A 13,093-nucleotide genomic window follows, 5' to 3' on the forward strand; every position below is an offset into this window, starting at 1 on the left:
AACAAATAATTTCATGGGGCAGGACCTTCTTTTAGATTGAATTTGGAAAGACTTAGAGCCTGGTGTATATCCCTGGTATCCAACGCTTGGCAACAACCTCGCACATGAGTATTCTGACCCGTTTTTGACAAGCTGCCCGGTGGCTACTACCACCGGTGTCAAAAGGCGGGCGATACAGCTTGTGAGTTTGCAGTACATCGCTGGCCCGGGAGACAATCTTTAAATGTAGTCAAACTACAGGGGGCGTAAGTCTTTTCCCTGATAGATCCTTTTCCATGATTCTATTATCCAGGAATATACATCAGGACCCAAGTTTAAATTCTATTATTTAGTTTTCAAGGTTCAGTAGGGAAAAAAGAACCTAAAATATTTCCCTAAATCTTATTATACGAGGAGGTGAAGATAGGGTTAATTTGTAGTATGGGGTAAAATAAAAATAATTTGGAGGTATGAGAAGTGAAAAAAAGATTTTCGGTAATATTTGTTATGGCTTTGGTATTAAGTATGGTATTTTCATCGGTGGCAATGGCTGCTGTAGCAGGGGTGCAGATTTCCAATGAATTAGTTGCGAATGTAGTGGTTACTGGTAAAGGCGAAATACCAAAATCAGAGTGGATTACACTTTCGTGGGATGAGGAAGGAACTGATGGCACTATTGATGGGGCTCAAAGATTGATTGTAAATGTTGAGGAAGGGGAGGAGGGAAGGGCTACAATAACGGCTGAGAAGCATGTTGGAATTGAACAGATTGAAAATGTGCTTTATGTGATGGAAATTAGGGATAATTTTGATGAACCGGTAGATCAAGAATTGTTTAATGCATCTGCGGAGCAAGATTTAGGTTATGATGAAGAGGGCGGCTACTGGTACTGGGGACTAAAGAATGGATTTACATTGAATTTAGAGCAGGTTAGTACGTCATTTACGTACAGTTTTAATAAAGCAGGTACCTATCAAGTAGAAATTTTCGCTGTACAATTGCTAGAAGGGGAAATTGTTAGAAATCAAGGTGAATTAGATACTGCTTTAGCAAATGAGGCTTTGGATACAATTATATTAGCTGGTGAGTTTTCTGGTTTTTATGTTGCTAGAGATGTTAAAATAATTGGTGGGGTAATTAATCCCGCAAAATTTGGCGGAACTAATGCTGGTATTTTGGTGGCCGCCGGTAAAACTGTTGAGTTAGATAGTGTAACTATAAATGGTAATGATGAGGTAGGCAGTAGGGGTGTTGAAGTTAGTAATAATGTTGATTTAATAATAAGGGATTCAAAAATTAATAAGGTTACCAGTGGTATTTATTTAAATCCTGGAAGTACTTTAACGGCAATTAATAATGAGATTAGTAATACAGTAGCGGGTATTGGAAGTGACCAAGCCGAACTAACAATGATTTGTGGTAATGTATTTACAAAGTGTGATGAAGGTATTGGTTTAAATAAACCAATTGATGCAAAGGGCAATAGTTTAGATGAGGAAGGTGTAAATGGATTAGCTAATATTTTAAGGAACATGAATACTTTTAAAAACTGTACGAAGTACGTTGAAATTTACAGTTGACTCTAAAATGATGAGGGTAAAGTACTTTCTCTAAAAAAAGATCAAAAGAAGACAAGTTGAAATTTCCCGTGGGAAATTTTAGCTTGTCTTTTATATTTTTAATTATGGTTGTCCTGAAAGGTATAATAATCCTACCTTTGACAATTTAAAAACTAAGTAATCCGCGATAAATTGTTTGCAATACTAGGGTGGCTATTTCCCGGGGTGACTCTTGGGCACCTTCTCGGAGCCATTTATGGAAGACGGAGATACAGCCGGTAATTGCAAAATTTAAAATATATTCCTTTTTACGAAGGGGAATGTCATATTGGAAGGGAATTAGTTCTACTAATTCTATGAGATCTTTTTGGAAGGCTTGGTCACTGTTTTCGCTGAGGAGAACTGTGAAAAGGGCCTTATTTTTTTTGGCATATTCTAAAATACCGATAAGGTTTTGTTCTGTTATTGGCATTCGATCATCTATATATTGTTCTAGAAAATGCTTAAGGTTATTTTTTACTTCATTTTGAATATGGCTTAAAAGGGCAAATTGATTGCTAAAGTGTGTATAAAAGGTACTGCGATTAACATCGGCTTTTTCACAAAGGGCTTTAACCGATATTTTGGAAATATGTTTTTCTTGTAATAATTCAATAAGGGCTTCTTTGAGTAGTGCTCGGGTATATTTGACGCGGCGATCCATTTTTTTAGTCATCACTTCCTCCTTTAAGCAACAGATATGGTTTGGGTGTTGATTAGTAGACAGTATAGTAAACAGTGATGGTTGTAATCCAACACTATGTCTATTATAATTTAACTTGAAGAAAACGACAAGGGGAAATAAAGATGGAACGTTTAGCTAGGGGAATAGTTAATCATCCTAAAAAAATTATAGCTTGTTTTCTAGTGATAACTTTTATCGCTGTTTTGTTAATTCCTTTTGTGCGGATAAATTATAATATTGCGGATTATTTACCTTCTAAAGCTATTTCCACTAAAGGAATTAAGGTAATGGAAAATGAATTTGAGCAGGCGATTCCCAATCTTAATGTTATGGTTAGGGATGTTTCTTTGTTAGAGGCTTTGGAGATTAAGGAGCGGTTGAGTCAAGTTCCCGGTGTTGGTGAAATTTTATGGTTGGATGATGTTCTAGATTTAAAAAAGCCCATAGAAATGGCGGATGAGGCTGTGGTCGAGGGGTTTTATAAAAATAGGCAAGCTCTTTTTTCCGTGGTGGTAGAAAAGGGATTTGAAGCTGATGTATGTGAAGCCTTTTGGGAAATCATTGGTGAAGGGGCAATTAGTGGTGAAGCAGCTAATTTGACTGATATGCAGGAATCTGCTGTTTCGGAAGTGAGTCTTTCGGTAGCTATTTTACTACCGGCAATTATTGTTATTTTACTGCTTTCCACTACAGCTTGGTTGGAACCACTATTGTTTTTAATTACTATTGGGGTTTCAGTATTAATTAATATGGGCACTAATATTATTTTTGGTGAAATTTCTTTTATTACTAATTCTATAAGTCCTATTTTGCAATTAGCTGTTTCCATGGATTATGCTATTTTTTTATTAAATAGTTTTGCTGATTTCCGAACTAAAGAAAAGGATCTAAAAATGGCAATGGTTCGGGCAATTATGGCTTCAATGACTACTATTGCAGCTAGTGCATTAACCACATTATTTGGTTTTTTGGCACTAGTCTTTATGAATTTCCGGATTGGACCAGATTTAGGCATTTGTTTGGCTAAAGGAATTATTTTAAGTTTTATTTCGGTAATTATTTTCTTGCCAGCATTAGCCTTAGCTGGGGATCGCTATTTGGAAAAAACGCGGCACCGTTCTTTATGGCCTGATCTAACAAAGGTGTGTAAAGGATTAGTAAGGGGTTTTGTTCCTTTGGTTATTGTGGTTATTTTAATGATTGTGCCCGCTTTTTGGGGACAAAGGCAAACCGCTTTTTTATATGGAAACAGTAGTGATGATTTAGATCGTAAAATAGGTTATAGTAATTGGTTAATTAATCAAGAGTTTGGGGCAACCAATATTTTAGCTTTTTTAGTTCCACGGGGGGAAATGGCCAAAGAATATGAATTGGCTGTTAGATTAAAGGAGCACCCTTTAGTTGAAAATGTGGTTTCCTATACCCAGAGTGTGGATCCCTTAATTCCAGTTGCTTTTTTGGGAAAGGAAATTAGTGAACAGTTTTATTCAAAGGATTATGCACGTCTTTTAGTTTATAGTGATCTGCCAGCAGAAGGGGATTTAACGTTTCAAACTGTGGAAGAATTAAATGCTTTGGCTAGTGAATATTATGATCATTATTATTTAGTGGGACAAAGTGCTACTTTATGGGATATGAAAAATACGGTAGATGTTGATAATGTGCGGGTAAATCTACTGGCTATTATAGCTATCTTCTTGGTAATTGCTTTTTCTTTTCGTTCCTTTAGTTTGCCTTTTATTTTACTTTTAACGATCGAAGTGGCTATTTGGATTAATCTTTCCTTCCCTTATTTTTCGGGCACCGCAATTAGCTTTATTGGTTATTTGGTCTTAAGTACTATTCAATTAGGAGCAACTATTGATTATGCTATTTTATTGACTGATACCTATTTAAAAAAGCGGCAAATTATGTTAAGGCGGGAGGCTCTGCTGGCCGCTTTGTCTAGTGCGGTTAAATCAATTTTAGTTTCGGCTTCAATTTTATCTTTTGCCGGTTTTACACTTTTTTTAACCTCATCTAATTCTATTGTTCAAGATATAGGGCTTTTGTTGGGTAGAGGTACTTTAATCTCTATGTTAATGGTAATTTGCTTTTTACCAGCTTGCTTGACTTGGGGGGATAAATTGATTGCTAAAACTACTCAGGGAGTTAATTTTTTAAATGAGGAGGGGTTTAGTGTTGAGTAAATGGGGACACAAGTTTTTAGTGGGGTTAATTATTATTACTTTATTATTTTCTGTATCTGTTGCTTGGCCTCTGGAAGCGGCACCTTTAAAGGAGGAAACGGTTTATGTTCGTTTGAATAATCAGGGTTTTGTTCAACAAGTATATGTGGTAAATAGTTTCCTTTTGGGTAAAGAGAAGGAGATTCTTGATTATGGTAATTATTTGGAGGTGCAAAATTTAACCGCGGATAATGTGCTTAAATTAGAAAATGGTAAGGTCAGGATTAGCTCCCAAGAAGATCGCTTCTATTATGAAGGGAGATTAGCTAACCCACAGCTGCCTTGGCGTTTTTATATAACTTATTTTCTTGATGGACAAAAAATTTCACCCGAAAAATTAGCCGGGGAAAAGGGGCATTTGGTGATTCAAATTAAAATTGCCCCTAATAATTGGGGTAAAAGGGAATTTTTCGAAAGCTATGCTTTACAGTTAAACTTGACACTAAAAGATAAGCTTTGTAAAAATATTGAAGCTAGAGGTGGCTCACTTGTTTCCGCTGGGGAAGATAAACAGGTGAATTTTATTGTTTTACCCGGTAAAACAGCTGCTTTGGAAGTAAGTGCAGATGTAGAAAATTTTGAAATGCCAGCTATAACTATTACTGGTCTTCGTTTGAATCTAGAATTGGATGTTGAAGAACAGGTAGATTTGAAGGAACTGCGAGAATTAATGGCTGGAATAGCAGGTTTGGATGAAGGAGTGGGAAAATTTCGCGATGGTTTTTTTGAATTGGGAACAGGTGTAGATAAATTGGGTGAAGGTATTGGTCAAGTAGCTGAAGGAACAAGTGAACTTGGAAATGGTGCCCGAGAACTTGAAGTTGGGGCTGATAAATTAGCAAAAGGAATTAAGGAATTTAATCATGGTTTAAGTAATTTTTCCGAGGGTTGTAAACAGTTGGAAGTTGGGGTTGGTGAGCTCTACACTGGATTAGAAGAATTAAAAGGTGGAGCGGCAAATTTACAGTCGGGTAGTGGCAGTTTTGCAGGTGGTTTGACGGAATTAAAAAATAGTGGGAGGGTACTTCAACAGGGGTTTACCGCTTATTTTGATCAGCTTTTGGCTGTGGTGCAGTTACAGTTAGGTGTACCGGAATTAACCCGTGAAAACTATGTACAGGTTTTAAGCGAGGCAGATTCCTTGTTAAGGCTATTACAGGGTTATGAACAGCTTTTGGGTGGTTTGAATAATTATGTAATGGGAGTCAATGAATTAGCCGGGGGTAGTAGTGGTTTATTGGGAGGAATGGAAAGTCTTAATGAAGGTTTAACAGCTTATCAAAAAGGTTTGGAAGAATATTTACAAGGTATGGAAAGATTGTCCCATAGCTCTGGTGAACTGGTGCTGGGAGGTAAAAAGCTAAATCAAGGGGCTTCTGAATTATTAAAGGGAATGGGTGCTCTTAAAACAGGTATCCTTGAAAGCGAAAAAGGTATTTGGCAATTAGTTGAAGGTTCAGAGGAGCTTACTCAGGGGATGGGGGAATTGGCAGATGGTCTTATTGATTTACATGAGGGTTCTACTCTTCTGCGTCAGAAAACAGCTAATTTAGATCAAGATTTGCTTAAAGTTCTCAAAGATAAGTTGCGGGCAATGTTAGGTCTTGAGCAGCCACTTAGGTCTTTTGCAGCTGATAAAAATGGTGAAATTAGTGGTGTGCAGTTTATGATGCAGACTGAAGGGATTATGCTGCCAGAAAAGGAAACTAAAGTTGTGGAAGTTAAGCTTCGTTTAACCTTTTGGCAAAGATTGCTGCGTCTCTTTGGCTTTTATACTGATTTTTCCTGAAATCTTTGTTATAATCCTCTCAAGAGGGGGAGCACAGCTTGATGAAAATAGGAGCACGTACACTAAAAACAGGGTTGGTAGTTACCCTAACCCTGTTTTTAGTTCACTTATTGGAAACAAAAATCGGTACTTGGGAATATAATATTGCTGGTATGGCAACCATTACAGCAATTATAGGTATGCAGCCTTCAATAAAGGGCAGTCTCCAGACTTTTCGTAATCGAGTGGTGGCTACTTTTATTGGTTGTTTAATTGCTTTTCTTTTAGCTTTAACTTGGGACTTAAATCCATTAAGTTTAGGTTTGGGTAGTATAATTATTATCTTAATCTGTTTACATGCTGGGTTAGATGAAAGTATTCGTTTTGCTTTGATTACTTTGGTAGCGGTAGGAACCTATCATTATGATTTTAATTTGTCAGCAGTGCTTTATCGGGTTACAGGGATGTTGATCGGTTTAATTGTTTCCACAGGTTTAAATATTATTTTTATACCACCTGATTATACTCAAGATTTAAAGGAAAAAATAAATAGTTTGCGTTTGAAATTTGAAGATCTTTACGGTTTGGCGATTAGCGATCTTTTAAGGGAAGGCAAAATAGCTAAAGAAATTATGAAAGCTAAACGGCAAATTATTAGGGAAGAACTGGAGGAAACCCGCAAGATTTATTCTCTACTGCTTGATGATGTGGGTTTTACAGATCAAAAAGGATTAAAAAAATATCGTCGGGCCATTAATGCTCTTCAGACAAATTTGGAAAGACTGATGAATATTCATCACTGTATTGTTTTTTTACCAGATGAACCTCATTATTTTCAATTACGACAGGATTTATATCAATATTTGTTGTCTTTACTGGAGCTGCACCGGCAAATTTATGACTGGTTAATTTTAAAGCAGGAAAATGAAATTAAGGTTAAGGAAATTAATGAAATAGAATTACGAAATAAAATAGTTAGGCTAATTAAGGCAGAGCCTAGTGAGCCTAACTTTGAATTCTATAATTTATATGCTGATGCACTGCGTATTAGGGAAAAGTTAGAGCAATTGCAGAGTGAATTTAAATTTTAAAAAGCCGCTTTTTTACAAAGGCGGCTATTTTTTTGCCTAATAGAGCATGTGCTTTGGCTTCGAGATGTACTCCATCTATTTTGCTGGTAGAAATAAAGTCTGCAGCGGCAAAAAGGTGGCCTTGATTTTTAAGTACTTCTTGAAAGGTTTGAGAAAAGGCTTTGCTTTTTTGAACAGCCTGTTCATGAATTTTGCATAGGTGTGTAAATTTTTTAATGTGCTCGGTAAGTTGTAAAGGTGGTGGAATAATTACCAAGATTTCGGGAGAGGTTTTTTCTGGTCCGGTTTGACTGGTTTTTACAATTTCTACTAAGGTAAGTACTCCTTGGGCCACCTTTAAAGCCGATGCTTGAAAGCGTTCCTTTAAATCATTAGTTCCCAAAAATATAATGACTAAATCTAAAGGTTTATGAGTATGTAAACAGGTAAATAAGAATCTTTGGCCATTAAGGTATTTGCCTTGTAGAGGATCATCCCAGATGGTAGTGCGGGCATTTAAACCTTCTGCAATTACTTCATAGTTACTGCCCAGTTCTTTTTGCAAAATACTAGTCCAGCGTAAAGGGTAAGGATAACGTTTTTTTGTCTGTGGATTATAGCCCCAGGTATTGGAGTCACCATAGCAAAGAATAGTTTTCATTGTCTCGTCCTTTCTTAAAAATATTGGGTTATCTTTTCCAAGGGGATGCGTTTAGTAGGTTGTGGTTTTGTTTGGGGATAGCCGAGCGGAATTAGGGCTACTGGTCGGATTTCTGCAGATAAATGTAAAATTTTACTTACCTCTGTTTCACTAAAGGCTCCTACCCAGCAGGAACCTAGTCCTAAAGAAGTGGCGGTAAGCAGAATATTTTGTACGGCGGCTGCGGTATCCTGCAGGCAATAGAGATTTCTACCTCGTTCACCATAGTGAGCAGCGGAACGTTCAGGTAAGGCACAGACAACAATTACTAAAGGGGCTTTGTTTATAAAACCTTGAAAAGCCGCTTGGGCTAAATCTTTTTTAAGATCTGGATGTGTAATCACAAAGAATTTCCAAGGCTGTAAATTACCCGCCGAAGGAGCATTTTGGGCGGCGGTTAAAAGTTTGTTAATTATTTTCTCGCTAAGGGGTTTGTTTTGAAAATCACGGACACTGCGGCGTTCTTTAATGAACTCTAAAATTACGGACATTTAACAATTCACCTCCTTAAAAAAACTTCGCTTTAGGGGCTTGAAAATCCTTTTTTTATGTGGGTTTAGCATGATTTTTTATTGGCAGCGTGCTATTATTTGGTTGTCAGATAAAATAGGGGTGATTTGAATTTGAGGGAGGTAAATGATGACAGAATATATTCGTTTAATTGGTCTAATTGTCGCTCTATTGTATCTTATATTTAATGTTGATGATTTAATTTGGGAAATTATTTGTACATTTAAAAAAAGGCGAGTTGCAAGTTTACTCCCCGAAGATTTGGAGGAAGTACCTCCTAAACTTTTAGCGGTTTTAGTAGCTGCTTGGCAGGAAGATAATGTTTTGGAAGATGTTATTGATCATTTACAGGCAGCGATTTTATACCCGCAGTCGATGTATTATTTATTTCTGGGGGTTTATCCTAATGATCAAGCAACGATAGAGGTTGTGCAGAGATTAGCTGAAAAATATAAAAATGTGCATCTGGTTTTTAATCAAAAACCGGGTCCTACTTCGAAAGCTGATAATTTAAATAATGTAATTAATTATGTCCAACAATTTGAAATTGAACGCGGTTGGAGTTTTCAAGCGATTATAGTGCATGATTCAGAAGATGTAGTTCATCCTTATGAATTTAAGGTAGCTAATTATTTATTGGAAAAACATCAGGCCTTACAATTCCCTGTTTTCCCACTGCAGGAGATGCCTTCCTGGGGTAATTTTGGTAGGAATTTGACTAAAGGGACTTATGCTGATGAATTTGCGGAAAATCATTTTCGTATTATGACTACTCGTAATTTGATGGGGGCTGTGGTTCCTTCGGCTGGTACTGGATTGGTACTGGCTCGCAGTATTTGGGAAGAAGCTGTGGCCTTATTTCCCGATGATGTTTTAACTGAGGATTATAAGCTCTCACTCAGCTTGGCTAAACAAGGAATACCTATTTACTATGTTTTGGAAAAGGTGAAGCGTTTGGTTGCTGATGGGCAAGAAAAAAGGGAATATATTGCGGTACGCAGTATGTTCCCGGACACTTGGCAAAGGGCGGTACGGCAAAAAACACGCTGGATTTATGGAATTACTATGCAGTCGGTAAAGCTTGCTCATGTTTTTGAATTTAACAAATTAAATTGGGCAGGACGCTATACATTGTATCGTGATTGGAAGGCTAAATTTGTTAATTTACTGCTTTTGCCGGGATATTTATTATTGATTTATTTGTTGATGTCTTGGTTTTATCCTCTGCCGCGTTTATGTCCCCGTGGTACGTTTTTTTGGTGGCTTTGCTTGGCTTTGGTAGGTTTGATGTTGTTTAATCAATTTAGACGGGCTTATGCTTTAGTTAATGTGTATGGTATAAGGAGTATGGTGTTTGCCTGTTTAGTGCCACCTTTTTTACCGGTGCGTTTTTTATGGGGTAATGTTATTAATTTTAGTGCTACACTGGCTGCTTGGTGGAAATTATTTGCCTTTAGCTGTCCATTAGGATCTAAAAAACCTGCTTGGAACAAAACAGAACATGAGTTTTTGGAAAAAGAAGTCTTGGATCACTATCATCGCAAGTTAGGGGATATTCTTTTAAAAAAGGGTTATCTGGAAAAAGAAGTACTATCTCAAGCATTAAAAGAAGCACAAAAGGCAGGCTGTAATTTAAGTACTATTTTGTGGATGAAAAAATTAATTACAGAAGAACAGTTAATGAGTGCTAGAGCTGATTTGAGATGTCGGCCTTTTGTAAAGAATATTACTTTTTTTATTAATGACTTGGCTCATGAGTTTGAAGCCAGTTGGTTGGAAGCAGGAGGTGTTTATCCACTTTTTAAAACTCGGCAGGGTTATGTTTTTGCCGAGACCTATTTTTTAGTCGGAAATCCTTATGGGAAAATGGGTATAAAAGCTGAACAGGTAGAAAGGGTTTATACTACCATGGAAAAGATTTTGCAGGCTATTTATGGTGAAAAACAGTCCTCACTGTGGTCAGAAGCACAGTCCTTGTTATTACAGGGGAAAATAAGTGGTGAACAAGCGGTTTTGGCTGTGGATTATCAAACTTTTACCCCCGATATTTTAGGCTACATGGGTTTAAGAAAAGAGTGTATTAGCTGCCAATCTTGTAGAAAATAAGGATAAAGTACTGGTCTTCTTCTAACGTTCAAGGGATGATAAGAAACAAAGGTGGGATAATTTTTGACTAGATGAGGGAAGCCTCTCAGTTCTTTGACACTAATAGTTGCGTCTTGAAAAAAAGCTTGGGAGGCTACAGTGCCCAAGCAAAAGATGACCGTGGGTTGAGTGGTTTTTAATTGGCTGGTGAGATATTTTAGGCAGGTTTGGCGGGCTTGAGGTTTATTATATTTTTTGCGGGGTCGGCATTTAAGAATATAAGTAACATAAAGTTGGTCTAAGGAGAGACCTGCTTCTCGGGCACCCTGTAAAAGAGTTTGCCGTGTACCACATAAAAAAGGTGTTCCTGTTTTATCTTCCCGGGCACCGGGATTATCAAGAATAACAAAAACAGGTGCCCGGGGATTACCTTCACCCCAAATGAAACGCGAACCATGGGTGCTTAATTCACAGGCTTGACAAGTTTTAAGATCAGGTTTGTGTTCGGGTAAAAGTAGGGACATGGCTGCCTCCTTTGGGGAAAAGTCAAGTTAAGATTCACAATTGGGATAGGATAATATAAAATGGAGATAGTTAGGGAAAAGGTGAGAAAATAGTGAAGAAAACAGCTCTCATGTTAATGATAATTGCGATTTTGTCGAAGGTGGTCGGCTTTATCCGAGAAATTACCTTGGCTTATTTTTATGGTACTTCGGGAATTAGTGATGCTTATTTAATAGCATTGACGATTCCCAGTGTTATTTTTGCCTTTATCGGTCAAGGTATTTCTACTACATATATTCCCCTTTATAATAATATTATGCACGAAAAAGATGAAGTAAGGGCTGAACGCTTTACTAATAATTTACTTAGTTTTAATTTTTTACTGTGTACTTTGATTGTTGGTTTAGGTTTAATTTTTACAGAATCACTAGTCAAAATATTTGCTTCTGGATTTACCGGGAAAACATTGGAGTTGGCGGTGTTTTTTACTAGAATTACTCTAGGAGGTATTTATTTTACTGCTGCTATTAATGTGTTTAGTGGTTATTTGCAAATTAAAAATAATTATGTGATTCCGGCAACTATTGGTTTTCCATTTAATTTTTTAATTATTTTAGCAATTGCTATTAGTAGTAAAGGTAATTTGTCACTTTTAGCCATTGGCAGTGTTTTAGCTTCTGCCCTTCAATTGCTTTGGTTAATTCCGGCAGTATTGCGTCAAGGCTATTCTTTTCGCTGGTTAATAGATTTTAAAGATATTTACTTAAAAAGACTGTTTTTTTTGGCTTTACCGATTATTATTAGTACTTCGGTTAATCAAATCAATGTTTTGGTTGATCGTACTTTAGCTTCTCAGATTGTTGAAGGTGGAATTTCGGCTTTAAATTATGCTAATAGGCTTAATTTATTTGTGCACGGGATTGTGGTTACTTCTATAACCACGGTGATGTATCCTAATATAGCTAAAATGGCGGCAGAGAAAAATAGGGAGGGTTTGAAAAAAATATTAAGTAAAGCCATTAGTGGAGTTAATTTGCTGATTATCCCGGCTACAGTGGGAGCAATGCTTTTTTCTGAACCTATTGTACGCCTTTTGTTTGGACGGGGTGTTTTTGATGAAGTGGCTGTAGCCTTGACTGGCGGAGTATTGTTTTTTTATGCTCTAGGGATGTTGGGGGCAGGTTTGCGTTCTGTTTTGGAACGTGTTTTTTATGCTTTACAAGATACTAAAACACCGATGCTTAATGCTACTTTGGCTGTGCTTTTAAATATTATTCTTAATTTTATTTTGGCTCATTATTTGGGGATCGGTGGTTTGGCTTTGGCGACCAGTATTGCCTCTCTATTTTGTACTTGTCTTTTGTTTTATAGTTTGCGAAAGAAACTAGGGGCTTTTGGTTTATGGAGAATTACCGGGACTACTATAAAGTTAATCTCGGCTTCGTTAATTATGGGTTTAGCTTCTAGATGGATTTATGTGAGTTTACAGGTTAAGTGGGGTGCTAATCAGGCCCTATTGCTGGCTATGGGTGTGGGGGTTTTAGTTTATTTTTTCTTAATTTATTTATTAAAGGTGCAAGAGGTAGAGGAGTTTAAAGTTTATTTACAAAAGAAATTGAGTAGTCGGTAATTTAGTATGGGCAGGAATTGGGCTTTTTTTGTGGAATATTTTCATATAATGAAATAAATTAGGAGGGAAAGGAATGCGGGAATTAAATTATGAAGTTTCTTTTGCCCCGGGACAAGAAGAAATAAAGCGTTGTGATACATATCGTTTAGGTTATTCAGAAGAAGAACTGTTTTTGGATTTTGGTACATTGGTTAGAAATGAAAAGAATCGGGAGATTGAGTCGGTAAATATTTTTTCTCGAATTGCACTGCCTATTGATATTTTAGAACAATTATTAATGGCCTTGTTTTTAACGGGGAGAAATTATGAGGCTGAACATAAGCGGGATATTGGAT

General features: G+C 36.8%; 11 protein-coding genes. 7 read left to right on the forward strand and 4 right to left on the reverse strand.

Translation table 11 applies throughout. The features are described 5' to 3' along the window. Positions 1-456 precede the first annotated feature (456 nt). Positions 457-1,560 (forward strand): hypothetical protein, encoded by a 1,104-nt coding sequence (locus GX687_01475; protein ID HHX96121.1) that lies wholly within the window; start codon positions 457-459, stop codon positions 1,558-1,560. Positions 1,561-1,705: 145 nt separating this feature from the next. On the opposite strand, the gene GX687_01480 is transcribed toward GX687_01475, so the two are convergent. Continuing rightward, positions 1,706-2,254, reverse strand: a complete 549-nt coding sequence (locus tag GX687_01480) for a TetR/AcrR family transcriptional regulator (protein HHX96122.1) — start codon at positions 2,252-2,254, stop codon at positions 1,706-1,708. Positions 2,255-2,385: 131 nt separating this feature from the next. Here GX687_01480 and GX687_01485 point away from each other — a divergent pair, with 131 nt between their 5' ends. From GX687_01485 to GX687_01495, 3 genes are read left to right on the forward strand one after another with little or no spacing between them, the layout of a single operon-like run. Further along, the gene (locus tag GX687_01485) at positions 2,386-4,452 is read left to right on the forward strand and encodes an MMPL family transporter (GenBank protein ID HHX96123.1); all 2,067 of its coding nucleotides are present in this window, start codon (positions 2,386-2,388) and stop codon (positions 4,450-4,452) included. Beyond that, the gene (locus GX687_01490; protein ID HHX96124.1) at positions 4,445-6,280 is read left to right on the forward strand and encodes a hypothetical protein; all 1,836 of its coding nucleotides are present in this window, start codon (positions 4,445-4,447) and stop codon (positions 6,278-6,280) included. The genes GX687_01485 and GX687_01490 overlap by 8 nt, the downstream gene beginning before the upstream one ends. Positions 6,281-6,318: 38 nt before the next feature. Beyond that, positions 6,319-7,350, forward strand: coding sequence for a hypothetical protein (locus GX687_01495; protein ID HHX96125.1), 1,032 nt, complete (start codon positions 6,319-6,321; stop codon positions 7,348-7,350). Here the strand turns inward: GX687_01495 and GX687_01500 are convergent. Together GX687_01500 and GX687_01505 are read right to left on the reverse strand one after the other, a co-directional pair. Next, a complete protein-coding gene (locus GX687_01500) occupies positions 7,340-7,990 on the reverse strand; it encodes an SGNH/GDSL hydrolase family protein (protein HHX96126.1) in 651 nt (216 codons plus the stop codon). The genes GX687_01495 and GX687_01500 overlap by 11 nt on opposite strands. Before the next feature lie 14 nt (positions 7,991-8,004). Next, on the reverse strand, positions 8,005-8,520 hold the full coding sequence (locus tag GX687_01505; GenBank protein HHX96127.1) for a nitroreductase family protein: 516 nt from the start codon (positions 8,518-8,520) through the stop codon (positions 8,005-8,007). A gap of 148 nt (positions 8,521-8,668) precedes the next feature. Between GX687_01505 and nrfB the strand changes: the two genes are divergently transcribed. Continuing rightward, complete coding sequence (nrfB, locus tag GX687_01510) at positions 8,669-10,645, forward strand: phage adsorption protein NrfB (GenBank protein HHX96128.1); 1,977 nt, start codon at positions 8,669-8,671, stop codon at positions 10,643-10,645. Here the strand turns inward: nrfB and GX687_01515 are convergent. Beyond that, the gene (locus GX687_01515; GenBank protein HHX96129.1) at positions 10,594-11,148 is read right to left on the reverse strand and encodes a uracil-DNA glycosylase; all 555 of its coding nucleotides are present in this window, start codon (positions 11,146-11,148) and stop codon (positions 10,594-10,596) included. The two genes, nrfB and GX687_01515, sit on opposite strands and share 52 nt — an antisense overlap. A 92-nt stretch (positions 11,149-11,240) precedes the next feature. Here GX687_01515 and murJ point away from each other — a divergent pair, with 92 nt between their 5' ends. Continuing rightward, the gene (murJ, locus tag GX687_01520) at positions 11,241-12,758 is read left to right on the forward strand and encodes a murein biosynthesis integral membrane protein MurJ (protein HHX96130.1); all 1,518 of its coding nucleotides are present in this window, start codon (positions 11,241-11,243) and stop codon (positions 12,756-12,758) included. A 73-nt stretch (positions 12,759-12,831) separates the two neighbouring features. After that, positions 12,832-13,093, forward strand: a 262-nt coding sequence (locus GX687_01525) for a hypothetical protein (GenBank protein ID HHX96131.1), incomplete at its 3' end; no start/stop codon positions are given.

It is taken from the genome of Clostridia bacterium, from assembly GCA_012841935.1.
Classification (GTDB): Bacteria; Bacillota; Peptococcia; order DRI-13; family DTU073; genus DUTS01.